Annotated in this window: 23 protein-coding genes; 10 read left to right on the forward strand and 13 right to left on the reverse strand. The window is 41.6% G+C overall.

Annotated features, from left to right (window positions below):
- The first annotated feature begins 45 nt into the window (after nucleotides 1-45).
- Together infB and GS399_RS03430 are read left to right on the forward strand one after the other, a co-directional pair.
- Complete coding sequence (gene infB, locus GS399_RS03425) at nucleotides 46-3,039, forward strand: translation initiation factor IF-2 (protein ID WP_160843167.1); 2,994 nt, start codon at nucleotides 46-48, stop codon at nucleotides 3,037-3,039.
- A gap of 99 nt (nucleotides 3,040-3,138) precedes the next feature.
- Nucleotides 3,139-3,984, forward strand: a complete 846-nt coding sequence (locus tag GS399_RS03430; protein WP_160843168.1) for a class I SAM-dependent methyltransferase — start codon at nucleotides 3,139-3,141, stop codon at nucleotides 3,982-3,984.
- Here the strand turns inward: GS399_RS03430 and GS399_RS03435 are convergent.
- The 4 genes from GS399_RS03435 to GS399_RS03450 form a co-directional block, all read right to left on the reverse strand.
- A complete protein-coding gene (locus GS399_RS03435; RefSeq protein ID WP_160843169.1) occupies nucleotides 3,977-4,915 on the reverse strand; it encodes a nucleotide-diphospho-sugar transferase in 939 nt (312 codons plus the stop codon). The genes GS399_RS03430 and GS399_RS03435 overlap by 8 nt on opposite strands.
- Nucleotides 4,916-4,921: 6 nt before the next feature.
- Entirely contained in the window at nucleotides 4,922-6,013 is a 1,092-nt protein-coding gene (locus tag GS399_RS03440; RefSeq protein WP_160843170.1) for a glycosyltransferase family 9 protein, read from the reverse strand.
- An 86-nt stretch (nucleotides 6,014-6,099) separates the two neighbouring features.
- Nucleotides 6,100-7,917, reverse strand: a complete 1,818-nt coding sequence (locus GS399_RS03445) for an ABC transporter ATP-binding protein (protein WP_160843171.1) — start codon at nucleotides 7,915-7,917, stop codon at nucleotides 6,100-6,102.
- A 60-nt stretch (nucleotides 7,918-7,977) separates the two neighbouring features.
- Complete coding sequence (locus GS399_RS03450) at nucleotides 7,978-8,727, reverse strand: glycosyltransferase family 2 protein (RefSeq protein WP_160843172.1); 750 nt, start codon at nucleotides 8,725-8,727, stop codon at nucleotides 7,978-7,980.
- Between the two features lie 57 nt (nucleotides 8,728-8,784).
- Between GS399_RS03450 and GS399_RS03455 the strand changes: the two genes are divergently transcribed.
- A complete protein-coding gene (locus GS399_RS03455; protein ID WP_160843173.1) occupies nucleotides 8,785-9,894 on the forward strand; it encodes a glycosyltransferase family 2 protein in 1,110 nt (369 codons plus the stop codon).
- Here the strand turns inward: GS399_RS03455 and GS399_RS03460 are convergent.
- The 3 genes from GS399_RS03460 to GS399_RS03470 are packed head-to-tail and all read right to left on the reverse strand — an operon-like array spanning nucleotide 9,879 to nucleotide 12,588.
- A complete protein-coding gene (locus tag GS399_RS03460; protein ID WP_160843174.1) occupies nucleotides 9,879-10,670 on the reverse strand; it encodes a glycosyltransferase family 2 protein in 792 nt (263 codons plus the stop codon). The two genes, GS399_RS03455 and GS399_RS03460, sit on opposite strands and share 16 nt — an antisense overlap.
- A gap of 40 nt (nucleotides 10,671-10,710) precedes the next feature.
- Nucleotides 10,711-11,589 (reverse strand): glycosyltransferase family 2 protein, encoded by an 879-nt coding sequence (locus tag GS399_RS03465; protein WP_160843175.1) that lies wholly within the window; start codon nucleotides 11,587-11,589, stop codon nucleotides 10,711-10,713.
- Between the two features lie 3 nt (nucleotides 11,590-11,592).
- Entirely contained in the window at nucleotides 11,593-12,588 is a 996-nt protein-coding gene (locus GS399_RS03470; RefSeq protein WP_160843176.1) for a glycosyltransferase family 9 protein, read from the reverse strand.
- A 66-nt stretch (nucleotides 12,589-12,654) separates the two neighbouring features.
- On the opposite strand from GS399_RS03470, the gene meaB reads away from it, so the two are divergent.
- On the forward strand, nucleotides 12,655-13,533 hold the full coding sequence (meaB, locus tag GS399_RS03475) for a methylmalonyl Co-A mutase-associated GTPase MeaB (RefSeq protein ID WP_160843177.1): 879 nt from the start codon (nucleotides 12,655-12,657) through the stop codon (nucleotides 13,531-13,533).
- Here meaB and GS399_RS03480 read toward each other — a convergent pair.
- Entirely contained in the window at nucleotides 13,520-14,809 is a 1,290-nt protein-coding gene (locus GS399_RS03480; RefSeq protein ID WP_160843178.1) for an aminopeptidase P family protein, read from the reverse strand. The genes meaB and GS399_RS03480 overlap by 14 nt on opposite strands.
- A 158-nt stretch (nucleotides 14,810-14,967) precedes the next feature.
- Between GS399_RS03480 and GS399_RS03485 the strand changes: the two genes are divergently transcribed.
- The 6 genes from GS399_RS03485 to GS399_RS03505 all read left to right on the forward strand — a co-directional run bounded on the left by GS399_RS03485 (nucleotide 14,968) and on the right by GS399_RS03505 (nucleotide 21,792).
- Complete coding sequence (locus GS399_RS03485) at nucleotides 14,968-16,308, forward strand: OmpA family protein (RefSeq protein ID WP_160843179.1); 1,341 nt, start codon at nucleotides 14,968-14,970, stop codon at nucleotides 16,306-16,308.
- Between the two features lie 67 nt (nucleotides 16,309-16,375).
- Nucleotides 16,376-16,519: a DUF6728 family protein gene (locus GS399_RS21060; protein ID WP_369410094.1), complete on the forward strand. Its 144-nt coding sequence runs from the start codon at nucleotides 16,376-16,378 to the stop codon at nucleotides 16,517-16,519.
- On the forward strand, nucleotides 16,516-16,896 hold the full coding sequence (locus tag GS399_RS03490) for a RidA family protein (protein WP_160843180.1): 381 nt from the start codon (nucleotides 16,516-16,518) through the stop codon (nucleotides 16,894-16,896). Before GS399_RS21060 ends, GS399_RS03490 begins: the two co-directional genes overlap by 4 nt.
- Nucleotides 16,897-16,900: 4 nt before the next feature.
- The gene (recG, locus tag GS399_RS03495; protein WP_160843181.1) at nucleotides 16,901-19,006 is read left to right on the forward strand and encodes an ATP-dependent DNA helicase RecG; all 2,106 of its coding nucleotides are present in this window, start codon (nucleotides 16,901-16,903) and stop codon (nucleotides 19,004-19,006) included.
- Nucleotides 19,007-19,046: 40 nt separating this feature from the next.
- The gene (locus GS399_RS03500) at nucleotides 19,047-20,435 is read left to right on the forward strand and encodes a M20/M25/M40 family metallo-hydrolase (RefSeq protein ID WP_160843182.1); all 1,389 of its coding nucleotides are present in this window, start codon (nucleotides 19,047-19,049) and stop codon (nucleotides 20,433-20,435) included.
- Nucleotides 20,436-20,508: 73 nt separating this feature from the next.
- The gene (locus tag GS399_RS03505) at nucleotides 20,509-21,792 is read left to right on the forward strand and encodes an MFS transporter (RefSeq protein ID WP_237487847.1); all 1,284 of its coding nucleotides are present in this window, start codon (nucleotides 20,509-20,511) and stop codon (nucleotides 21,790-21,792) included.
- Here GS399_RS03505 and GS399_RS03510 read toward each other — a convergent pair.
- The 5 genes from GS399_RS03510 to nagA form a co-directional block, all read right to left on the reverse strand.
- Nucleotides 21,789-21,995, reverse strand: a complete 207-nt coding sequence (locus GS399_RS03510; RefSeq protein WP_160843183.1) for a PLDc N-terminal domain-containing protein — start codon at nucleotides 21,993-21,995, stop codon at nucleotides 21,789-21,791. The two genes, GS399_RS03505 and GS399_RS03510, sit on opposite strands and share 4 nt — an antisense overlap.
- A 23-nt stretch (nucleotides 21,996-22,018) precedes the next feature.
- On the reverse strand, nucleotides 22,019-23,773 hold the full coding sequence (locus tag GS399_RS03515; protein WP_160843184.1) for an ABC transporter ATP-binding protein: 1,755 nt from the start codon (nucleotides 23,771-23,773) through the stop codon (nucleotides 22,019-22,021).
- Between the two features lie 71 nt (nucleotides 23,774-23,844).
- Nucleotides 23,845-24,408, reverse strand: coding sequence for a ribosome recycling factor (gene frr / locus GS399_RS03520; protein ID WP_160843185.1), 564 nt, complete (start codon nucleotides 24,406-24,408; stop codon nucleotides 23,845-23,847).
- Nucleotides 24,409-24,456: 48 nt separating this feature from the next.
- Nucleotides 24,457-25,164, reverse strand: a complete 708-nt coding sequence (gene pyrH / locus GS399_RS03525; protein ID WP_160843186.1) for a UMP kinase — start codon at nucleotides 25,162-25,164, stop codon at nucleotides 24,457-24,459.
- Between the two features lie 48 nt (nucleotides 25,165-25,212).
- Nucleotides 25,213-26,337 (reverse strand): N-acetylglucosamine-6-phosphate deacetylase, encoded by a 1,125-nt coding sequence (nagA, locus tag GS399_RS03530; protein ID WP_160843187.1) that lies wholly within the window; start codon nucleotides 26,335-26,337, stop codon nucleotides 25,213-25,215.
- Nucleotides 26,338-26,382 lie beyond the last annotated feature (45 nt).

Below are 26,382 nucleotides of genomic sequence, written 5' to 3' on the forward strand. Positions count from 1 at the left end.
AAAATCCGTATTTTTGTTCAAATTTTAGTGAGATTATATTTTTAGATGTCAGAAGGAAAAAGCATTAATTTATTAAAAGCGGCGAAAGAGCTGAATATTGGCCTCTCTACTGCAGTTGAGTTTTTAGGTAAAAAAGGTCATAAAGTTGAACCTAAACCTAATACCAAACTGACGGAGGACATGTACGATGTTCTTTTAAAGGAATTCCAGGGTGATAAAATTGTGAGGGAAGAAGCTAAACAGATCAGTATTGGCAAGATCCGTCGTGATGACTCGCCTCCTGTAACAGCAGAACGACCTGAAAATCGCCGTTCTAATGAATTCGATCAGGATGAAATCCTGATTAAAAATGCAGGAACCTTCGCATCTCAGACCGAAAAACCAAAACCGGTTCCTACACCAGTTGTTGCCGATCAGCCTGAAAATAAAGAGAACGACGAATCTACATTACCTGGTGTAAAGGTTGTTGGTAAGATAGATCTTAACAATTTGCATCCACGGCGCCCGGAAAAACCTGCGGAAGCTGAAAAGCCTGTTGTGGAAGAAAAGCCCGTTGAAGCGGTAAAGGAAGATATTCCGGCACCTGTTCAAGAGCCAGAGCCAGTTAAGCCGGTTGAAGTTATCGCGGAAGCTGAAGCCAAACCGGAGGCAGTTCAACCGCCGGCAGCACCAGCTCCGACACCTGAGCCTGTTAAAGCTCCGGAGCAACCAGTTGCAGAAAAAAATGATGAGGAGGATGTTATCCGTGCGAGAGCTGAGCGCTTAAGCGGCCCGAACGTTGTTGGGCGAATTACCCTTCCGGTAAATCCGCCGCGTCGTAAAGATCAGCCTGTTGCCTCGTCTTCGTCAAATGCTGCCGCCAATGATCACAAGCGCAAAAGAAAACGTAAGGATCAACTTGACGGGCCGGCTAATCAGCAGGGACAGCAACAGACACCACAGCCGGGAAATAACAGGCCATTCCAGCCTGGAAACAAGCCATTTCAACCGGGTGGAAATCAACAGTCGGGCAACCGTCCTGATTTCCGGAACAGAAGCCAGCAAGGCGGGGGCCAGCAGGGAAATTCTGCAAGGCCTGATTTCAGAAACAGAAGCGCACGTCCCGACAGTGGTCCGAAAGAGGAACCATCAGAAAAAGAAATACAAGATCAGATCAAAGCAACACTTGCCCGTTTAAGCGGCGCAGGTAAATCCGGAAAATTTGCGCAGCGTGCGAAGTTACGCCGCCAGAAACGTGATGACGTTGCACAGTCTGCGGAAGAAGCTGCATTAGAAAGAGAAATGCAGTCGAAGGTTCTGAAAGTTACCGAGTTTGTTACCGCTAACGAGCTCGCAAGCATGATGGACGTTTCCGTAACGCAAATCATTTCCACTTGTATGAGTTTGGGAATGTTTGTGTCGATCAACCAACGACTTGATGCTGAAACATTAACTATTGTAGCAGATGAGTTTGGCTACCAGGTCGACTTCGTTAAACCAACAGAGGAAGAGATAAACCTTGAAGAGGAAGATGAAGACGATGACTTGCTGCCTCGTGCTCCGATCGTTACCGTAATGGGTCACGTCGATCACGGTAAAACCTCATTGCTTGACTTTATACGTAAAACGAATGTGATCTCTGGCGAAGCCGGAGGTATCACGCAGCATATTGGTGCATACGAGGTTAAACTGGAAGATGGACGTAAGATCACCTTCCTGGATACACCTGGTCACGAAGCGTTTACCGCAATGCGTGCCCGTGGTGCCCAGGCAACAGATATAGCCATCATCGTAATTGCGGCAGACGACAGTGTCATGCCTCAAACACGTGAAGCTATCAACCACGCGCAGGCGGCCGGTGTTCCGATAGTTTTTGCATTCAATAAAATTGATAAACCAGGGGCTAATCCGGATAAAGTTCGTGAGCAACTTTCGGCAATGAATATTCTTGTTGAAGAGTGGGGCGGAAAATACCAGACCCAGGAAATCTCCGCGAAGAGCGGTTTAAACATCGACCTTCTTTTAGAGAAAGTATTGCTGGAAGCGGAAATACTTGACCTGAAAGCGAATCCAAATAAACGTGCTGTTGGTACTGTTATCGAAGCGGCACTTGATAAAGGACGTGGTATTGTAACTACAGTATTGATACAGGCTGGTACTTTGCGTGTCGGTGATCCGATCCTTGCGGGATGTTACAGCGGGCGGGTAAAAGCGCTAAGTAATGAGCGCGGACAGAAAGTTGACCAGGCCGGACCTTCAACTCCTGTACAGGTGTTAGGTATGCAGGGAGCGCCAACCGCGGGTGACAAGTTTAACGCAATGGAAAGCGAACCAGAAGCTCGTGAAATCGCTAACAAGCGCCTTCAGTTACAACGTGAACAAGGTTTACGAACACAAAAACATATTACGCTTGATGAGATCGGCAGACGTTTGGCTATCGGTAACTTCAAGGAATTGAATATCATCGTTAAAGGTGACGTGGATGGATCGATCGAAGCTCTTTCAGATTCATTGCTTAAACTTTCAACGCAGGAAATACAGGTTAATATCATTCATAAATCGGTTGGCCAGATTTCAGAATCAGACGTATTGTTAGCGTCGGCATCAGATGCAATCATCATCGGCTTCCAGGTTCGTCCATCATCAGGCGCACGTAAGCTTGCTGAGCAGGAAGAAATTGATATCCGCTTGTACTCGATCATTTACGATGCGATCAATGAAGTAAAAGCGGCTATGGAAGGCATGCTTGCACCGGAATTCGAAGAGAAGATCGTTGCCAACGTCGAGATCCGTGAGACATTTAAGATCACAAAAGTTGGAACGATTGCAGGTTGTATGGTTCTTGACGGTAAGATCACCAGGAACAGCAAGATCCGTATCGTTCGCGACGGCGTGGTAGTTTACACAGGTGAGCTTGCTTCATTGAAACGTTATAAAGATGATGTGAAAGAAGTTTCGGCCGGTTATGAATGCGGATTGAACATTAATAACTTTAATAACATCGAAGTTGGCGATATCGTTGAAGCATACGAGCAGGTTGAAGTGAAGAGGAAATTGTAAGAAAATATTACGATAATACAAGGCTGTCTTTTATAAGGCAGCCTTTTTTATTGTTGGCAGAGCAGTTTCAAATTATTTTGACAAATTGTGCACGCATTTATGAAAAGCAAAATTACAGGAGGAGATACCCGATTACTTTTTGAAACCACGGTTTTAAATAAGTATGTGGTGAGATATTATCAGTGTGTCGAAACAGGATTTATACAAACGGAGGAACCATATTGGCTTGGAGAAGCTTACGCATCTGCAATAACTGATCTGGATGTCGGCCTTGTTTGGCGAAATCTGAGCCTGGCAAATAATTTAACTAAATTTCTTTATAGAAATTTTAATTCCAAAGGTGTTTTCCTCGATTATGCAGGTGGATACGGATTATTCACCAGGTTGATGAGAGATCGTGGGTTTAATTTTTATACGACAGATAAATATTGTGACAATTTGTTTGCAAAGCATTTTGACCTTGCTGACGTGAAAGGCACGGAACAGTTTACCGCGTTAACGGCGTTTGAAGTCTTAGAGCATCTTGTTGATCCGATTGGGTTTATGCGCGAAATTGTCGATTTTTCAAATAACATAATTTTTACAACGGAGTTGATTCCCGAGAAGCCGATTGACTCATGTGATGACTGGTGGTATTTTTCACCACAAACCGGTCAGCATGTTGCTTTCTATACACAAGAGTCATTAAGAGTATTAGGAAATATGTTTGGCCTATATTATTATACCGACAGCGAGAGCCTAAAAAATTACGGTCTTAACCTACATTTATTTTCAAAAACGAAGTTTGAGCAGAATCCCTTTTTTGAAAAGAAAGAGCCTTTCATCATACGGAAAGCCCGAAAACTTGTCAGCCGTTTTGATAAGCGGCTTGTCACATTGGAAAGTTTAACGATGCAAGATCACGATATGATAAAAGATATGCTGAATAAACCTAACATCACTTAAAGCCAAGAAGTCTTTTTATTTGCATCTTTCGCTCTTTTTTGCGAAGTTTTTTTAACCTGTTCTCGATATCAAAGTCGCGATTTAGTAGTAGTGAATCAGCCTTTGTTTCCGCTAAGATATACTCGGGATGAATTACTTCAGCCGGTAGATCTTCGTGCGGAATATTAGCATTACGATCAACTTCGTTAAAGGTGTGTGTTGCATTTTGCCCAAAACCTATATTGGAAACGAGGTTGCAATTCGGAATTACACAAAGTCCGTTTTCAAAAAAATTAATGATTCCTACCTGGTAGTCCCATGTATCTATCTTACCATCTTTTAGCTGCTGGAAGATATCAACCCAGCTTTGTATCAGCAATTGTTCGGAAAAAACATTAGAGAATTGCCTTTCAGCTTCGGGCCGCTGATATTTTGACAGTTCAACATCATAAGAATTCCATACACGTTTCCAGCTAGCCCAGCCCCAAACGTGCACATTCCGGGAAAAGTAATAAGTGGCGTCACCCCATTTTTTCCCGTATTGGAGGTTGCAACCGGTTATATGCCTAATCCTGGAATCGTACCTGTATTTGACAAGCATCTCGTCGCAAAAGCGAAAAAAGTCATTTGAGGGAAGGCAGTCGTCTTCTAAAATAATACCTTCTTCTTCTTTGGAAAAAAACCAGTCGACCGCAGATGAAACAGCATACTTACAGCCAAGATTTTTCTCACGGAACAACGTTTCTACACTGCAATCCCAATCAACCTGCTCAATAACTTTGCGCGCTTCGCTGCAAAGATGTTCTTCGTCTTCCCTACTTGTCCGCGGCCCGTCAGCTGCAATATACAGACGCTTCGGCTTTGCTTCCCTGATCCTTTCAAAAACCGTCAACGTCGTATCTGGCCGATTGAAAATGATGAAAAGTAGCGGAGATGACGTTTGGTAAGGCATGATTTATTAATTATTTACGACAGGGTTGTGAGACATTATTTCAAAAAATGCACTTTGCGCCTGATCGACTGTATTTACCGAGATACATGGATATGGTTCTTCTTTTTTTGTTTCATAAATACAGTACCAGTTACAATTATAGCATGGCATCATGGTGTACACAAAACGTAAATTCCGGCTTAGTTCTTCCGGATAAGGAATAAAACGTTTGTAGTGAGCTACGCCGTGAATGCAAACAGCAGGTGTATTACAAGCCGCCGCTATATGAATTGCACTTGTATCATTCGTTATTACACATTCTGCGGCTGAAATAGTATGGATGACTTCAGGTAAAGTTGTTTTTCCGGCGATGCTTGTTACCCTGTTATCGCCAGTCATGGCAACAATTACTTGTGCCAAATTTCGTTCGCTTTGGCTTCCTAAAATAATAACATCGTAGTTTGTCCGGGCTAATATCTGCCTGATCACTACACTGAAGTTCTCTGCACCCCATTCCCTTTTGACCGAACCGGCACCCGGTACAATAGCGACGTAATTGCCTTTTTGTTTTGCTGTTGCTATTACAGGTTTTATGAGCTCGATTTTTTGGGAGAGCGCCGTTTCGAAAAAGAATTTGTTCCTGTAGAACTCAAAATGTATATCCGGAGGAAGTAATAGCAGGTCGGTGTAAAAGAGATCCATTTTTTTCTTGTATCGGGGTAGTATTCTTTCATTATCGCTTTGAAAGCCTGTAAGATGATCGCTGCACGCCAACGCGGCCAGGCCATCGTTGAGCAATGTTCGCGTATATGTTGGCTGCAGCACAACTTCATACCGGCGTTTAAAAAGCTGCCAGCCAAGTTTCAGGAGATCGATAGGCCTTTCATATATGTCATTTAGTTCGACGAAAAAAGCCTCGCCAATCCATTCTGAATCGTATTCAACGGTAATATCTTTCCATGCCGTATTTCCGCACAAATCAATCTCGTAGTTTTTGTACTTATCGGATGTTTTAACGGCTTGTATAAAGTTCCTGAATAGAATATAGTCGCCGACAGCGTCGATTTTAATAATAAGAATACGCTTTCTCGATTTTCGCAGAACGGAAATTAACTTCAAGAGATACGGGAGTTTCAGTAAAACGAATCTCGTAAAGCGAAACTTATTTCTGTTCTTAATCTCCATTACAAACGCTTCCGGTGCTCTTATTCGAATGTCTGCATATTAACAAGCTTGCTGTATAAGCCGTTCTTGCTGATCAGGTCAGTGTGCGTTCCGTGCTCGACTATCCTTCCACCTTCAAGCACCATTATTTCATCCGCATTTTGAATCGTACTTAAACGGTGGGCGATAACTAAAGTTGTACGATTTTGCATCAGATTATTCAATGCATCCTGAACTAGTTTTTCCGATTCAGTATCGAGTGCAGATGTTGCTTCGTCAAGCAACATAATGGACGGATTGGAAAGAACGGCCCTTGCAATATTTATCCGCTGTTTTTGACCACCTGATAATTTCATTCCCCGGTCGCCGATATTTGTAAAATATCCATTTTCCGTCTGGGTAATGAAATCATGAGCGTTGGCAATTTTGGCCGCTGCTTCTACCTCTTCCAATGTAGCATCCGGTTTTCCAAACGCTATATTATTAAAAATCGAATCGTTAAATAAGATGGATTCCTGGTTCACGAATCCCATCTGCGCGCGGAGTGATTCGGCTTTAATTGTTTTGGTATCGATACCGTCGAATAAAATGCTTCCCGACTTAGGCTCGGTAAATCGCGGAAGGAGATCCATCAAAGTCGATTTGCCACCGCCCGACGGCCCCACCAGTGCAATTGTTTTGCCTTTAGGAATTACTGCTGTAATGTCTTTCAAGACAATTTTATCGCCATAAGCGAAGTCGACATTGCGAAATTCAATTTTGTCATTAAAACCGTCAACAACTTTCGCGTCCGGCTGATCGGTAATGGCAGGCTTTGTATCGATTAATTCCAATACCCGCTCTCCCGCCGCTATACCCTGGTGTATGTTGCTGAAAGAATCGCTGATTGATTTAACCGGGCGGGTTAATTGTGAGAAAATGCCTATATAAACTATAAATTGAGCAGATGTTAGCTCCGACTGCTTGTTTAGAATAAGGTAGCCTCCGTAAAGCACAATCCCTGAGATCATCAGAACGCTGAGAAACTGCGATGTCGGAGAAGCAAGTTGTTGCCTGCGGGCCATTGCTTTAACAATGTTAGTGTATGTGCGATTCTCACTGTTAAAGCGATCTTTCATCCGGAAACTTGCGTTAAAAGCCTTTACGATCTTTATGCCGGTAAGCGCTTCATCAAGATAACTGATCATCAATCCAAATGACTGCTGCAAATTGATGGCTTGCTGCTTTAAGTTTTTTACAATCCGGGCAACAACAAAGCCGGCAATGGGAACTACTAACAGCGATATCAGCGTAAGCTTAACTGAAATATTTAATAAGATGACCAGGTAGGCGATTATTTGCAGAGGTTCTTTAAAAATAACCTGTAACGTGCCCGTAACTGAATATTGAACCACCTGAACATCATTGGTGATTTTTGACATGATGTCTCCCTTACGTTCGTTACTGAAATATCCCAGGTGTAAATCAATCATGTTATTAAACACGGATTTGCGGAGATTCAATAAAGTATGTGCCCTGAGATTTTCCATGATTCGCTGCGAAAGGTAAGCGAAAATATTAGCAAGGAATACCGACACAACAATAACAGAGCATACGATTTTTAATGTTGTCCACGCGCCATAAACTTTCAGATAATAGTTAACATAATAATTAAAGTTTCCCATGATATCCCATGCGGCCGGAACCTCGGTAGGTGTTTTTAAAACCTTCGTGCTCGAAAAAAGCGTGTCAAGCAATGGCGCAAGAAGCGCCAGGTTTAGGGTATTGAAAATAATTGCTAAAAGAGTGAATAGGATATATGGTATAGCAAATTTTTCTATGGGTTTGGCAAAAGACAGTAGCCGAAAATAAGTCTTCATCAATTTATAATTGAACAAAAGTACTCATTAAACGAAGAATGCTTAACAGCAGCATGTCAATTAGTAAAATTTGCTGTTCTTCTCCTTTTGCTTTCGGAATCGTTTAAAGATGAACCTTAGATAAATTGAGAGGCCAAAATGACGTCTTATAAGTGCGGCTTTATCTTTTTTAAACACAGGATCCTCTGTCATTGAGGAAAATCCATGCATATTATAATGGGCGATTGTAATCGGGTAAAATTGTTTTTTAAATTGCCGGTCTCCCCAAACTTTAATATTTAACACATGATCGGCAAATACCGGGTATTTTAGCTCATAGTGATATTTTTTAAATACAGCGGCGGGATAAATAATCGATTGATGATTCATGGAATATTTTGCCAGCCGGTAAGCGCTGAATGCACCGCTTAGCAGGTCTGCCGGCTCGCTGTTGCCGTAATATACCGTCTGCTCGTCATTTAGCAGGGATGTCAGATCGCTGAATCCAGGCAACAGATAATCATCGGAACCTAAGAAATATACCCACCTGCCAGTTGCCAAAGCGACGCCTTTGTTTAGGGCGTCATAAATTCCATTGTCCCTTTCAGACGTCCACGCAGAAATAGTAGATTCCCACTTTTTTATAATATCCAGGGTTTGATCGCTGCTCCCTCCGTCAACGATGATCAGTTGAATATTTTTTTCCTTTTGTTCGCTGATTGATGAGAGGCAATTCTCGAGATGCTCTTCCGCGTTAAAAGTTGCGATAATTATGCTTACTAGTGGTTGCCCGTTAGCTGTTTCTTTACCAGGTATATGTTTTTGCATCATTTTTAGCGAGCGACTAAATTAAAAATAATAGCTTACTTTTGACCACTTCAAGTCATTATGGCGTTCAGTATTGATATAATTATCCCCTCATTCAGGCTTCAGGAACAGTATTTACTTCCAATTTTAGATCTGAAAAAACCTGGAGAGGTGCAAATAAAATACTACCTCATATCGGATAATCCAACTATCGTACTTAGCGAAGCTTTAACAAATAGAATTAATAATGAGGATGTTATCTTAATTGTCAATTCTTCTAATTTGGGTGCAGCGGCTACCCGTAATCGTGGAATCGACGCGGGCGACGGAACCTGGATTCTATTTCTTGACGATGATATCGAAGTACAAGATGATCTGTTGTTAAACTATACCGCCGCCATTCAGAATTACCAGGAGGAGATTGGGTTTATTGGCCTGGTCAATATGCCGTCACCACCAACAACTTTTGCAAAGGCTTTAGAATTGATGGGCGCAACCGGAATCTTTAGCGTGGCAAAAGCGAAAGAAAGCTACGCCTGGGGAGCCACAGCCAATATGATAATTCGCCGTTCAGCGATAAAAGACCTGCGTTTTTCTGAAAACTATCCTAAGTTTGGCGGCGGTGAAGAGGTCGACTTCTTTCTCAGGGTACGTGAGAAGAATGGATTTAAAAATTATAAATCGCTACCAGGCGCGGCAGTTACGCACCCATGGTGGCACAACGGAAAGAGAAACTATAAACAGTTTTATTATGGAAGGGGTAACAGTTATTTGCCACAGTTTAATCCACAATATAAGTTTTATGACTTCTTAAACACCAGCGAAACCATGTTTGCCTGGCTGATTATTTCTGTCGTTTTCTTGATATTAAATCATTTAAAACTCCAGGCAATCGGACTAGTCGTATTGCTGATTATTTTGATAGAATTTATTGCCAACATGTTAAGGGTTTACTTGAAAACACGAAAAATCAATTTTGAACTTATTTATGAACTTATGACGGTTAGAAATGCCTATGAGTTTGGCATTCTTTACGAAAACCTTTCGCGTTTGCGGTTTACAGGCATCGGCGAACGTTTTAGAGATGACGGAAGCTTTAAACGTTCTGGCTTTGCTTTAAACAAATACAAAATTATTAAGCTTTCCTTATACGGCCTTGTAATAATATATCTGATCTATTCCGCTTCCTGATAACCGTTTATACAGTAAGTCAATTTTTCCTTCAATGTACGCTGGTAAATTACATCGTTGGACTGTAGATTATGTCTGGAATAATGCTTGTGAAAAATGTGGTAGCCTATAGCAGCCATCTTTAAACGTTTTTTATAAATTCCGCTATTTATCAGGCGCGCAGCAAATTCATAATCTTCGCAGCCCCAACCTTCAAAATCGTTGTAATAACCATTTATTTGCACATAATCTTTTCTCCAGAAAGCTATGTTACATGCTTTAGCGTTATAAGAATCTTTTGGATCGGGTTGAAACAGAATCGATAAAAAAGGAATACGAAATGAATTAAACCGGCTGTAAATTCCTTTAGTAAACGGCGAGAATTTAACTTGTTTTGTTTGAAGTATTTCTTCAGATTTCTTTTGATTAAGCATGGTCCTGCTACCTTGCACGAAAAAGCCCTTTTTTGCGGCTTTCATATGATCTTCTACGAATCTTGGATGCAAGATGATATCGCCGTCAACTTCAATAATATAATCTGAATGAGCCATTTTAATGGCCTTATTTAGCGCTAAGCTTTTTCTAAATCCTATATCTTCAATCCACGCATGTTTTAAGGGAACAGGAAATGCATCCCGGTATTTATTAACCAGGTCGATTGTAGGCCGGCCAGATCCATCATCAGCAATTAAAATTTCGTCAGGCATCCTGCTTTGTTGTAACACACTTCGTAGCACGAGTTCCAACGCTTCCGGCCAATTATAAGTAGATATCAATAACGCACACGTCACACGCATGTTACAAAATTAATTATTCTTATTCGTGTTCCACACTTTCTCATTTCACTTTTTCGTAATTCTTATACTCTCCAATTCTTATGCCCGTCCAAACGAAAATCTTCTCGAGTAACCTTCTCCGAAAAGAATTTTTGTTTTTAGAAGTAGTTGGATCAAAGCTGAATTTCCAATTACTCTTTTCAATCCTTGCAGACATTACCTGTGGATAGCTTTCTTCAAACTTTATTAACCTGTCGGCATTTCCATAGTCAAACGTATCAGATACCGGATAATTGTTTTCAATCCACTGATCCTCCTGATAAAACTTATTAAAATTTCTGACTTTGTGGTTAAGACTAGATGGAGGTTTTACCCATCCATAGTGATAGATATATGCGTCGATCTCCTTAACACGGATTTTCCGATCATCAATTCTGAAACCCTGGGCGTCCCGATAGGAATGAACACCGGGTAAGTTTTTCACGATACGTATTTCTTTCCGGTACCAGCGCCTGGAAAAGGCGAAATAGTCGTAAGAGCCGTAAAAGTGTTTATACCGAAAAAGCAAGCCTTCAATCTTAGGATCATTCAAAGTTTGTTCCATCTCGCTTTTTATAAGAGGAAGATATTGTTCGTGAACGCATTCATCACCTTGTATATAAAAAGCCCAATTACTATCTTTTGAAATTGCGGCGAAGGCTTTGTCTGTTTCGAGTGCGAAGGTTTTGCCACCATCTCTCACATCATCATTCCAAACTGTCTCAACGATCTTTATTTTTGGTGAACCAATCGCCTCGATCAATTCCCTGGTATTATCCTCTGAGTTTCCGTGCGCAACAATGAATTCGTCGCAAAGAGGAAGGATCGATGTAATTGCTTCGACGATGGGGTAGTCATTTTTTACCGCGTTCCTGATAAACGTAAAGCCGCTTACTTTCATACATTATTTTTCCCAGCTTCTAATCTTACTATAAACTAATTGAGGTTCGATATCACTTAAATTGCTTCCGGAGCTACTTATATGCTCAGCCTTCGCACCAATAGGCGCCCAACGGATTGCGTTTCTGAATGGTTCAGTCGGATACAAGCCCATCGCATGTATTCCTGTTGCGGCAGCAATATGAACGGGCCCTGTGCTGCAAGCCAGCAACCCATCGCAGTTACTTACAAAAGCGATAAACTGACTCAAGGAGAATATCCCGGTTATATCAGTTACCTGGTTTTTGTGTTTTTTTAGCCAGGATGCGAGCTCATCCTTCTCTTTTACTGATCCGCTGATTAAAATGTTGAACTTATTTTTGTCTGCCAGTTCAATAAATGCCGAATAATGATCCAGGCTCCATTCCGGGGCGTTCTGACCAGACTTCGGATGAAGGACCAGGTTGAACTTCGATTCAGAGAGCAGTTCTTTATAGCGATCTTCCAACTGCTCAATATTGCTTAATCCGTAATATTGAAAAAGTTCCTCTTTTGATGGTGATTCATTGATCCCGATTCCTTTCAATAACTTAAAATGCAGCTGCGCTTCATGCAGCGGCGAATTTTTTCGACTAAGCCACACCAAGCGATTGCAATACAACCAATGGAACCATCTTGTAGCGGTGCCAACCCGAAATTTAATCCCGGCAAATTTCATGATATATGCCAGACGCTTGTATGCAGGAAGCAAAAGCACGGTATCAATTGAAAGGTCATTAAGTATTTCCGCGATCTCTGCATCGCTTTTTCCATTCCAGTCATCCATATTCACAAATCCGTCAATATGGATACAGCAAGCGGCAACAGGCTTCGTATAAGTTCTTCCTAAAAGCGAAACTTTTGCATCAGGATAATATTTCTTAATCATTCCGCACAGAGGCATCACCAAAATAACGTCGCCCACAGCATCTGTTCTGCAAACCAGAATATGCTTATAAGGTCTTTCGGAAGAATCTGGCATGAATGATTTAAAAAATTAAGCAGCTTAAACTAGAAAAAATCATATTATCTTGCAAAGGTAATCTAAATGGCAGATCAATCATTAATCGATCGTTTAACTTCAGGTGATTTTAAAGCGGTAGCCAGATGTTTAACAATGGTGGAAAATGAACTTGGAGATTACATAGAGATTCTAAAAAAACTTCCCAATAAATATCCGCCTGTTCTGGGGATAACCGGCCCGCCGGGAGCGGGGAAAAGCACCTTAATTAATTCGTTAGTTTCCGAATTAGCAAGGGATAACAAACGAGTTGCAATCCTGGCTGTGGATCCGACTTCGGCGTTCAGCAAGGGCAGTTTGCTTGGCGACCGGATAAGAATGAACAAGCAGTTTAATAATCCCGGCGTTTACATCCGGTCTGTTGCCACACGAGGTTATTTGGGCGGCATATCCGAAAAGACCTTTGAAATGGCCGACGTGCTGAAGGCTGCAAACTTCGATTATGTCATTATTGAAACCGCCGGTGTGGGGCAGTCAGAAATAGAAATAGCCGCCCTTGCTGATATCACCGTGCTGGTACTGGTTCCCGAAGCGGGAGACGATATACAAAACATTAAATCGGGAATCATTGAAATTGCTGATCTGTTCGTTGTAAATAAAGCAGACAGGCCAGATGCATCGCTTTTTGCCAATAATCTGAAAAAGGAAGTTTTAAAACCCGTTTATTTAACAGAAGCTATTAGTGGAAAAGGCGTTGTTGAGCTAATTAATGAAATTACTCATCACAAACCAGGGGAAAACGATAAAAAGCTTCTGTTACTTGAAAACCGTATTTTTAATATCATAGGAAACCTTGCTGTAAAATCATTGGATAAAAAAAAGCTCCGGCAGGAACTTGCAGAAGCTTTTTTTTCCAAAGAATTTAACGTTTATAAATTTTCTGAACGCTGGATCAGGAGTTCATAATGTCTTCTATTTCTTCAGCATCAAGCGGAATATCTGCCATTAAATCAATATTTCCGCCCTCGGTTATAAGAATGTTATTTTCGAGGCGAATTCCCAAGCCTTCTTCCTGGATATAAATGCCCGGTTCGCAAGTAAGGATATTTCCAACCTGGAATGGATCATATCTGCCCGCGAAGTCGTGGACATCGATGCCGAGATGATGTGAAACGCCATGCATAAAATATTTTTTATATAACGGGAAGTTTTTGTCTTGCTTTTCGACGTCATGCTTGTCAATCAATCCAAGTTTAATCAACTCCGATTCTGTGATTTTGCCAACTTCTTCCTGGTATTCATTCCATATAGTACCCGCCACAATTAGCTTTTTAGCTTCTTTCATCACATGATGCACTGCATTATAAACATCTTTCTGACGTTTTGTAAATCGGCCGTTTACCGGGATGGAGCGACTTAAGTCGGCATTGTAATTTGCATACTCAGCGCCGAAATCGAAAAGTATTACATCGCCGTCGTTGCAAATTTGATTGTTATCATTATAGTGCAGAACTATAGCATTTTTTCCGGATGCTATGATCGGGTTATAGGCATGCCCCGTTCCGCCCTGCCTTATGAATTCGTGAATGATTTCTGCTTCTATCTCATATTCCTTTACGCCCGGTTTAACAAACTTAAGCACTCTGACAAACGCATCACGTGTAATACTGCATGCTTTTTTGGTCAGTTCAACTTCAATCGATGATTTAACCGGACGAAGTTTTCTGAATAAAGGCGCCATTCTTTCAAAAGAATGAAGCGGAAATTTATCTTTCAGATCGTTTATGAAACGGAGATCTCTATAAGGAACGGTATGAGCATAGCGATCGTTCTCATTCGTATTCAGATATATATGGTCAGAATAATAAATGATACTTTGAAGGATATTTTGAAAGTCGTCCAGCCAATAAACTGCCTGTATGCCGGATGCCTTTCGAGCCTCTTCTTTTGTGTATTTATGTCCTTCCCAAATAGCAATCAGGTCGCTGGTCTGTCTTAAAAACAGTACTTCTCTGTATTGCGGATTAGGACACTCCGGGTAAAGAAGCAATATAGTTTGCTCCTGATCAATTCCACTTAAATAAAAAAGGTCGGGATTCTGTTTAAAAGTGAATGTTTGGTCGCCGCTCCTCGGAAATTCATCATTCGAATTAAGAATAGCTATAGAATTATTTTTCAGGAGGTTATAAAACTTTTGGCGGTTGCTTTTAAAAAGGGAATTATCAATAGTGCGATACTTCATAATATAAATCTATTTAAACAAAAGTAAAACCCTTTTGTGGCGAAAACGTTAATGAGATGTAAAAATGGAACAATAGTTGTTAATTTGGCAAAATAAAAGTTATAATTACTTTTGTAAAAATTACACAATTAAAATTGTTTAACCTTAAAAACAGAAACATGAATTATTCTACAATTAAAAAGGTTGTTGCATGTTCGATGATTTCTGCCCTGGCTGTAACAGCAGCTAACGCGCAGGACTCAACGTCGACCGCAATGTCAACAACCAGTTCTTCTGCCAAGGTATTTGGTGGAAGAGGTCAGTACAGAACCTGGAATATCGGAGTAAACGCCGGTGTTTTAGCTCCGGTTACTGTTCTTGGCGGATCTAATGACTTCTCTAACTGGGACGTTAATTTAGGCTACGGTTTAACTATCCGCAAGCAACTAGGCCATGCATTTGGTTTAGAACTTGCCGGTTTACGTGGCGATTTGTCAGGTAATAACGATGATGTTGGTACAGCTGGTAAAGCTGGCGCGAAAGAGTTTAAAACGGAACTCGGATGGCAGGCATCTTTAATGGGTGTTGTAAATGTTGCAACAGTTGACTTTTTACGTCGTGAAAACTCTGTTAATTTCTTAGTTAAAGCTGGTTACGGTATTGCAGCATACGCTCCAAAAACTACGTTTAATACCGGACAAGTTTATGATTACAAAGATCGCGCTGGTGATGACGGAGATAACAAATACATTCACGAGCAATTCATTCCGGTTGGTGTAGGTATCAAATTTAAATTATCTGATCGTGTTAACTTTGACTTGGGATACAATATGTATTTCTTAGACGGAGATAACCTTGACGGTATTAAAGCTGATCACCCAACAAAAGACAAATATTCTTATGGTTACGGAGGTCTTGAATTCTCATTAGGTTCAAGCGCTAAACCTAACTTGGATTGGGTTAACCCTGTTGCTTTAATGTATGATGAATTAAAAGATCCTACATTACGTCAGGAAGTTGAAGCTTTAAAAGGACGTGTATCTACTTTAGAAGGTACTGTTAACCAATTAGCTGCTGATGCTGATGGTGACGGAGTATCTGATAAATTTGACAAATGCCCAGGAACTCCAGCTGGTACTGTTGTTGATGGTTCTGGTTGCCCAATTCAGTTCCCTAAAGATACTGTAGCTGCAACTGGCGCTTACGAAAACATCCAGTTCGAATTTGATAGCTCAGTGTTGAAAACATCTTCATACCCAACTTTAGACAGAGTTTCTTCTGATTTAAGAGGTGATGCAAGCAAAACTTTGACTTTGTCAGGTTATGCTTCAGCTGAAGGTACTGATTCTTACAACATGAAATTATCTAAAGACCGTGCTAACTCAGTAAAAACTTACTTAGTAAACTCTGGTGTTGCTGCAAGCAAAATCACAGTTAAAGCTTACGGCGAGAAAAATCCTGTTGCTGATAACAGCACTGAAGAAGGACGTATCTTAAACCGTCGTGTTGAATTCAAATAATAATGTAATTAAGCATATTATTTAAAAAAAGGCTCCGGAACCCCGGAGCCTTTTTTATTTTTGTTCTATGTACTTTTTCCGTAAAAAAGATCCTAATCGACCGACCAGTTTCAATTTAAAGGTAATGCATATCATTAACGCTACGGCGATACTGGTTTTTATTGGGGGGCTTCTTTACAAACTTATTGAATGGCTATTTTTTAAGAAATGAAATCAATCGTCAAAACAGCAAATGCGCCCGCTCCAATTGGCCCCTATAACCAAGCGATAAAGGCAGGAAACTTTTTATATATTTCGGGACAGATAGCAATAGATCCGCAAACAAATGATTTAGTGCTTGATTCGATTTCTTCCGAAACTCAATTGGTTCTTAACAATTTAAAAGCGATACTGAACGAAGCTGATTATGATTTCAGTAACGTTGTAAAAACAACGATTTTCTTGAAAGACATGGCTCTCTTCGCTGAGGTGAATGAGATTTACAGTTCCTATTTTACCACTGATTTTCCGGCGCGGGAAACTGTTGCAGTTGCCGGATTACCTAAAGGAGTAAATGTTGAAATTTCGGTTATCGCCTATAAATCATAATTGATTGGTTCAATATTCGTTATCGACACCTATTGAATATTTAAAAGGCGTTGGGCCCCAGCGGGGTGACGTTATTAAAAAAGAGTTAGGGGTTTTTTGCTACGTTGATCTCCTTAACTATTTTCCTTTCCGGTATGTCGACCGTACGAGATTTTATAAAATCAGAGATCTTACTGCAGATCTTCAGCAGGTGCAAGTTCTTGGAAGAATCGTTTCGAAGGAAGTTATAGGTGATAAAAGGGCCAAGCGACTTGTAGCTCAATTTAAAGATGATACAGGTGTTATTGAACTCGTATGGTTTCAAAGCCTGAAATGGATCGATAAGGTTATTCAGGTTGGATCTGTTTACATTGCATTTAGTAAGCCTAATGAATTTAACGGGCGCATATCCATGTCTCACCCGGAAATTGAACTATATGACCCGAGTTCAAAGAAAGCTGGTAACCTGACACTTCAACCGGTTTATAATTCAACAGAAAAACTCAAGCAATTTTCGCTGGATACTAAGGGAATCCAAAAAGTTCAATTTAGCCTGCTTGAGCTTATCTTAAATCAGGTGGAAGAAATACTGCCTGGATATTTGCTTGAAAAGCATAAGCTTATCAGCAGAAGACAAGCCTACCAGTTTATCCATTTTCCCGCCAATCAGTCTGACCTGGCTCAGGCTCAATTCCGGCTTAAATTTGAAGAGTTATTCTTCATTCAGTTAAAACTCCTTAGAAACAAGTTACTGCAAACGGCAAAATTTAAAGGAGCTGTTTTCGCTAATGTTGGCCAGAAATTCAATACGTTTTATAATGAGCTGCTACCATTCGAACTTACGAACGCGCAAAAAAAGGTAATAAAAGAGATTCGTACGAACACCCAGAATGGCGTTCAAATGAATCGGCTTATTCAGGGCGATGTGGGATCCGGCAAGACCGCCGTAGCGTTGATGAGCATGCTTCTGGCGATCGATAATGATTTTCAGGCATGTATGATGGCTCCAACCGAAATACTGGCTCAGCAGCACTATCAGTCCATTACGTCGCTAGTTCTAGCAGACTTCATCAATGTTGAGATTCTAACTGGATCCACACCTGCCAAAAAGCGGAGAACGCTGCTCGCGAAATTGCTTTCCGGGGGAATTGATATTTTAATAGGCACGCATGCTCTTATTGAAGATGTTGTTCAGTTTAAGAATCTGGGCCTTGTAGTTATTGACGAGCAACACCGCTTTGGTGTTGAACAACGTGCTAAATTATGGAAGAAAAATATCATTCCTCCGCATGTGCTGGTGATGACTGCGACGCCGATTCCCCGAACACTTGCTATGACTCTGTATGGCGACTTGGATGTCTCGGTCATTGATGAGCTCCCGGCAGGACGAAAACCAATTCAAACGCTGCATCTTTATGAAAGTCAGCGTTTACGGATGTTCGGCTTTATGAAACAGGAGATTGACAAAGGGCGACAGATTTATGTCGTGTATCCATTGATCAAGGAAAGTGAAAAATTAGATTTACTTCATTTGGAGGCCGGGGCGGAGCATATTGCAAAAGTCTTTCCGCTTCCAAAGTATCGCATCAGCGTGGTCCATGGAAAAATGCCTGTTAAAGATAAAGAGTACGAGATGCAGCGCTTCGTACGGGGAGAGACTCATATTATGGTTGCAACGACAGTTATCGAAGTTGGTGTTAATGTACCAAACGCCAGCGTTATGATTATTGAAAACTCGGAGCGCTTTGGCTTATCACAGCTTCACCAGTTGAGAGGGCGCGTTGGCCGAGGAGCGGAGCAATCCTTTTGTGTGCTGATGTCGGGCAATAAGCTCAGCCGTGAGGCAAAAATTCGCATCGAAACGATGGTCAGAACGAATGATGGCTTTGAGATCTCTGAGATAGATATGCAGCTTCGTGGTCCAGGAAATATTGAAGGGACTCAGCAGAGCGGTACCCTTGATTTAAAACTTGCCGATCTGGCAAACGACCAGGCTATTTTACAGGAAGCGCGGGAATCGGTTATAAAGATTTTTGAAGACGATCCTCAATTGGCCAATCCTAAAAATCAACTATTAGCGGCTTATTTCATGACTAAACACGATGGCATTGGGTGGAATAAAATTTCTTAATACACGTATTTTATATATTTGCTTCTTAACCCGATCCTTCATGAAAAAACTTACTTCTCTTTTTGCGGCAATAACCCTCTTTACCGCGGTATCAGCTCAGACGACAGATTCCATTCAACTCCGTAAAATTTATGATGAGGCACTGATTAACGGCAAAAGTTATGAAAACTTACGTTATCTGTGTAAAAACATTGGCCCACGATTAAGTGGATCAGCAAACGCCGAAAAAGCCGTAGACTGGACAAAGCAGCTAATGCAATCTTATGGTTTCGATAAAGTTTTTTTACAGGAAGTGATGGTTCCGCATTGGGTGCGCGGTGAAAAAGAAGTTGGAAAAATCATTGCAAATGGAAAATCTATCAACGTAGCGCTCTGTGCACTTGGCGGTTCTGTAGCAACTTCGGCAACAGGCGTGACAGCCGAGGTGGTAGAAGTAAAAACGTTGGATGAAGTTAAGTTGCTTGGCGAAGCGGGAGTTAAAGGAAAGATTGTTTTTTACAACCGTCCATTTGATCCAACGCCAATTGAAACGGGTATTTCCTATGGTACTGCCGGCGATCAACGACGCTCTGGTCCGGCTGTCGCGGCAAAATACGGTGCTGTAGCGGTTATTATTCGTTCCTTAACGCATGCAATAGACAATTATCCTCATACAGGTGGAACACAATATGACTCATTAGGCGTAAAGATTCCAGCGGCTGCATTGTCGACCGTTGCAGCAAATCAGTTAAGTCAGGTACTCAAAACATCTAAACCAGGCTCTGTGAAATTTTTCTTGAAGCAAAACTGCCAAATGCTTCCGGATATCAAATCATACAATGTTGTTGGAGAGTTAACCGGAACCGAAAAACCAAATGAATTTATTACAGTCGGTGGCCATCTTGATTCATGGGATATGGCAGAAGGAGCACATGACGACGGAACTGGCGTGATGCAATCTGTTGAGGTATTGAGAATATTTAAATCGCTTAATTATCGGCCCAGACATTCAGTGCGCGCTGTTATGTTTATGAATGAAGAAAATGGTGCCCGCGGAGGCAGGAAGTATGCTGAACTCGCCGCAGAAAATAAAGAGAAACATATTGCTGCGATCGAATCAGACGAGGGTGGTTTCACTCCACGCGGTTTTAGCTTCCAGACAAGCGGCGCCATAGTTGCAAACGCAAACGCGGATTGGAAAAAACTCCTTGAGCCTTACGAAGCCGACAAACTAACTGTTGGTGGCGGCGGTACCGATATTGCTCCGCTAAAGAGAACAGTTCCGGAAATAACGCTGATCGGTTTCAGGCCCGATTCACAGCGTTACTTTGATATCCATCACACGCCGAATGATGTTTTTGAAAACGTTAACAGGCGAGAGTTAGAATTAGGCGGCGCCGCAATGGCTTCTTTGGTTTATTTAATAGACCAGCACGGCATTCGTCAATAAATACGCTTAAAATACGATTCAGTTAGCCAGCGAACACATTCGTTGCTTAACTTTGCCGGCAAAATAACCTCTATTGGAAACACAAGCATCTACACCCAAAGCCGACCCTTACGCGGCGCTGCGATTCCCGGAATTCAGGGCATTCCTGGCCATGCGTTTTTTTCTGACGTTTGGCTACCAGATACAAGCAGTGGTTATCGGCTGGTATATTTACCATTTAACTAAAAGCCCGCTTTCGCTTGGAATGATCGGCCTTGCCGAAGCAATACCGTCAATTGGCATTTCGCTTTACGGCGGTTATGTTGCTGATAAATCCGATAAAACTAAGCTGCTTCGCCGGATTATACTCGGAATGTTTTTGTGCTCTGTAGTTTTGTTGCTGGTAACAATCCCTTCTATCAAAGACCGAATAAATCACGGACATATTGTATGGATAATTTATCTGATGATATTTTGTATCGGAATTGGACGAGGATTTTTGTCGCCTACGGTTTTTTCACTGATGGCCCAGATTGTCCCCCGGGAGCTATATCCGAACTCCTCGACGTGGAATAGCACAAGCTGGCAGATTGCATCTATTGCTGGCCCGGCTTTAGGCGGACTGATTTATGGATTTGCAGGCGTTACAGTCACTTTCAGTGTAATTATAGGCTTCATTTTTCTTTCGTTTGTAAGTTTGTTTTTCATCAAGAGCCGTCCACCTCAATATGTCCCAAAGGAAAGTATTGTGAAAAGCCTTACTGAAGGAATCCATTTTGTTTTTAAAAGCAGGATGCTTCTTGGCGCTTTTAGCCTTGATCTTTTTTCGGTGTTTTTCGGTGGCGCTGTTGCTCTGATTCCGGTTATCGCGACTGAGGTCTTGCATGTTGGAGCTGAACAATTTGGAATGATGCGCGCTGCGCCGGCATTAGGGGCTGTTTTGACTATGATTTTCATGACGCGCCACTCGCCCATGGATAAGCCATGGAGAAACCTGCTATTCGCTGTTACCGGCTTTGGATTGTCAATAATTTGCTACGGCCTTTCCCGAAACTTTTATCTCACGCTCTTCTTCCTTTTCTGCGAAGGAGCTTTCGATAGCGTGAGCGTTATAATTCGATCAACGATTTCTCAGTTGCTTACGCCAGATGAAATGAGAGGCAGGGTTTCTGCCGTAAATTCCATGTTCATTGGCTCTTCTAATGAACTGGGTGCGTTTGAATCGGGGCTTACAGCAAAGCTGATGGGGACAATCCCAGCTGTTTTGTTCGGAGGATTTATGACTTTAAGTGTGGTAACGATTACTTTTTTAAAAACAAAAAAATTAATCCCGTTAGGCTTAAATGAAATTCATCCGCCGGAGAAAGAGGCTGCTTAAATATTTATCGTCTGGTTTTTCCCCCAAATCAGGTAAATAATTGATCCTAGTATTGGTGCAACCAGAACGATAATAATCCAAAGCAACTTGGTGTTTTGCGGCATGTTGCTTTTTATGATGTCGTACAGAGCATAGATAATTAAGATCAGCCATAACAAACCGACTATTCCACTAAAAAGGCCGCTTATAAATAAAAGGTTCATAGTGATGTTTAACTTGAGTAACACTAGTTTAGCTCAAATGTTCTCTCGCCTATTTGCTGGCGCCACATCGCGTAGTAAAGTCCTTTTTCTTCAAGCAGATCATGATGTTTGCCGGATTCAATAATGTTTCCTTTTTCGAGTACAAATATTTTATCTGCATGCATGATGGTCGAAAGCCTGTGAGCGATCAGGATTGTGATATGGTCCTCCATGTCGGAAACGTCACGAATTGTTCGTGTAATCTCTTCCTCCGTTATCGAATCAAGGGATGAAGTAGCTTCATCAAACACCAAGATATTTGGCCGGCGCAGCAAAGCCCGGGCAATCGACAGTCGCTGTTTTTCGCCACCGCTGACCTTTACTCCACCTTCACCGATGACGGTATCCAATCCGTTTACGGCGCGCGCCATAAGGGTCTGACACGCAGCCTTTCTTAATACCTCCAGGCATTCTTCATCACTTGCATTTGGCCGTACGAAAAGCAAATTTTCACGTATGGTTCCTGAAAAGAGCTGAGTGTCCTGGGTGACAAACCCAATTTTTTCACGCAGGTGGTCCAGATCGATTTCATCAGAGGGTATGCCGTTGTATAGAACTTCACCTTCAATGGGATTATATAGGCCTACAAGCAGCTTAACAAGCGTCGTTTTGCCGGAACCCGAAGGGCCGACAAAAGCTATTGTCTCGCCTGTTTGTACATCAAAACTGATCCCGTTAAGGGCATTTCTATTAGCGGTAAGATGCTTGAAAGTAACGTTCTCGAATTCAAGTTCTGAAATCCTTGAAAACGACTTTGGGCTTACAGGCTTTTGCTCTACAGGCATTTTTAGGATCTTATGGAAATTTCCGAGTGATACTTCCGCTTCGCGCCAGGTAAGGATCACATTTCCTAATTCCTGTAAAGGATTAAACAAAAAGAAGGAATAAAATAAAAAGGAAAAATACTGGCCGGGTGAAATGGTCTTTTCAAAAATAAGTAGCAATAAGATTACTATCATACTACTGCGAACCAGGTTTACAGTTGTCCCCTGAACAAAGCTCATGCTTCGAACATATTTAACTTTTTTTAGCTCCAGGTCAAGAATCTTAAAAGTTGTTTTATTAAGTCTTTCAATTTCCTGATCAGCCAGGCCAAGGCTTTTAACAAGTTCTATATTTCGAAGAGATTCGGTCGTTGATCCTGCCAAAGCCGTGGTTTCTTTAACAATCGTTTTTTGTATCACTTTGATTTTCCGACTCAAGAACATACTAAGAAAAGCAATGATCGGGATGGCTGCGAAATAAACCAACGTAACTTTATAGCTTACCGAAATGGAATAAACAATCACGAAAATGATGCCGATAAGCGAAACAAATAAAACACTGATGAAGGATGTAATGAATTTTTCTGAATCCGTTCTTACCTTTTGTAAAATGCCCAACGTTTCCCCGCTACGCTGATCCTCAAAAACTTGATAAGGCATTTTAAGCGAATGTTTTAGTCCGTCGGCATACATATTAGCGCCGACCTTTTGGATGATGATATTCGTAAAATAATCCTGGAAATTTTTAGCGATTCTGGAAACCATTGCCGCTCCAATTGCCAGTCCGACAAAGCCAAGAACCCCCCAAACAAATTGGCTGCGTTCTAATACGTCTCTTTTTTCTATAAAGCGATCTACTATGCGGCCGGTTATGTATGGGTCAAGAAGCGAAAATCCCATATTGAAGCCGGCTAGCACCAAGGCCAGCAGGACGATCCACTTATATTTCTTTAAATAATTGATTAACAGATTCATCTTGAACAAAAATAACAAAGGGAATGAAGCATGCACCTCATTCCCTTTCAAATGACATAAGACTTACGAACTTAAACTGTCATGATATCTTTTTCTTTCACTTCGGCGTGTTTATCAACTTTAACTATATAGCTGTCTGTTAACTTTTGCACCTCGGCTTCACCTGTTTTTATTTCATCTTCGGATACACCTTCCGATTTTAATTTTTTTATGCGCTCGTTAGCATCTTTGCGAATGTTGCGAATGGTGATCCTTCCGCGTTCAGCTTCTTCTTTTACTTTTTTCACCAAACCCAAGCGGCGTTCTTCCGTTAAGGGAGGTACGTTTAAACGTATAACCTGACCGTCATTCTGTGGATTAAGACCGATGTTCGCTTCATGGATTGCCCGTTCGATACTGGTTAAAAGATTCTTTTCCCATGGGGTTACCACCAGTGTTCTGGGGTCTGGTGTATTAATTGTTCCAACCTGGCTAATCGCGGTAGGCGTTCCATAATATTCAACCATGATACCATCAAGCATACCAGGACTTGCTTTTCCCGCGCGTATTTTCGTCAATTCATATTCACAATGCTCAACAGCCTTGTCCATGCTTGATTGTGCTTCAGTTAATTGTTTTTTTATCAGTTCACTCATATTAAGCGTTTTTCGAGAGTGTAAAATTACAATTCTTTTTCGATTTGATTAACCGGTAACCAATGTGCCTAAAGGTTCACCGTCGGCGACGCGCATAAAGTTCCCGGCTTTGTTCATGTCAAAAACGATAATTGGCAGCTTATTTTCCTGGCAAAGAGTTATGGCGGTTAAGTCCATTACATTTAATCCTTTGTCGTATACTTCCTGGAAAGTTATTTCATTGTAGCGTGTAGCTAATGGATCTTTTTCCGGATCAGCGGTGTATATACCGTCGACACGTGTGCCCTTAAGAACAGCGTCAGCCTGGATTTCGATAGCACGCAGCGATGCGGCAGTATCGGTTGTGAAGTATGGATTTCCTGTTCCTGCGCCAAATATGACAATTCTGCCTTTTTCAAGGTGACGGACAGCGCGGCGCCTGATAAAGGGTTCGCAAATCTGTTCCATTTTAATAGCTGTCATCAAGCGGGTTTTCATCCCTACTTTTTCCAGAGCATCTTGCAGAGCCATGCTGTTGATAACTGTAGCCAACATACCCATGTAGTCGGCCTGAACCCGGTCCATCCCTGATTTTTCGGCACTTAATCCGCGGAAAATGTTTCCTCCTCCGATTACTATGGCTATTTGCAAGCCCTTTTTATAGACATCACGAATGTCACTTGCATATTGCGCAACACGTTCACTGTCAATGCCATATTGCTTGTCGCCCATGAGTGATTCGCCACTCAGCTTAAGAAGAACTCTTTTGTATTTCATTACAGAGAAGGTTTTTCAAAAATATTTAATAAATGTTACTGTAAAAAATTATCCGGCGTTTTCAATGTAATTTCCCTGAAACACTGTGCCTTTAATTTTAAAATTCTGATCAAAAATGGCCATATTGGCTTGTTTTCCATGCTCAATAGTTCCCAGAGATTCGTTCAATCCAATAACTGTTGCGGGATAGAGGCTTGCCATGTTTACGGCTTCCGGTAAGTCAATGTTTACCTCGGTAACACAATTTTGTACTGCCTTCAGCATCGTTAAGCTTGATCCAGACAGCGTTCCGTCTGGCATTGTGTACCTGTCGCCATTTAAAACATGCTGATAAATGCCTTCATTGGTTTCAGTTACGGCATCAGTTATGAGATAGAGCTTTTCTTGAAGTTGCCTCTTGGCGATTTCAATCATTGGAAAACTAACGTGGACGCCATCAGCAACTATACTGGTAAACGGCTTCGAATGGAAAATGCCCGCAACCAGCCCTGGTTCTCTATGATGAAGTTGCGGCATGGCGTTATAAAGATGGGTAGCCGCTGCGACGCCATTTGAAAAAGCAGAACAAGCTTGCCGATAGTCAGCATCCGAGTGCCCGGCCGAAATAATAATTTGTTGTTCCTTGAGATAGTCGATCAGTTCCTGATCCTGCAATTCCGGGGCGATTGTCATCATTTTAATCTCCCCTTTAGCAGATTCCACCCAACTTTTTAGTTCTTCAAGTGATCCTTTTTTGATCAGGTCAGCGGGATGTGCGCCTTTTCGTTTGGGATTTAAGTAAGGTCCTTCGAGATGGAGCCCAATGAAGATGTCTTGCGATCGATTGCGGAAGTCCTTTGCCGCATCGACAGCTTGTTGAACAATTGCTGGAGTATTAGTAGCTACCGCCCCCAGAAAACCTGTCGTGCCTTGCGAAAGGAGGTCCGCTTCCATTTGTGCTAAGGCGTCTGCTGTTGGAACGCCGCCAAAAAGTTTGCCGCCGCTCCCATATATCTGCAGATCGATAAAACCGGGCGAAATAAATGCACCGTCTAAATCATGCTGCCGGCAATCTTGAGGAATGTTGTTTTCAGAAACTATATCCGAAATAATATTCCCTTCCGTGATGACGGCTTTGCCATGCAGCTCACTGCCGTTGGTAACAACGATACAATTCGTATACGCAATTTTCATAGGTTGAATGCTCACGCAAAATAGCTCAAAAAAGTTAAAGCAAAA

It is taken from the genome of Hufsiella arboris (assembly GCF_009834875.1).
GTDB lineage: Bacteria > Bacteroidota > Bacteroidia > Sphingobacteriales > Sphingobacteriaceae > Hufsiella_A > Hufsiella_A arboris.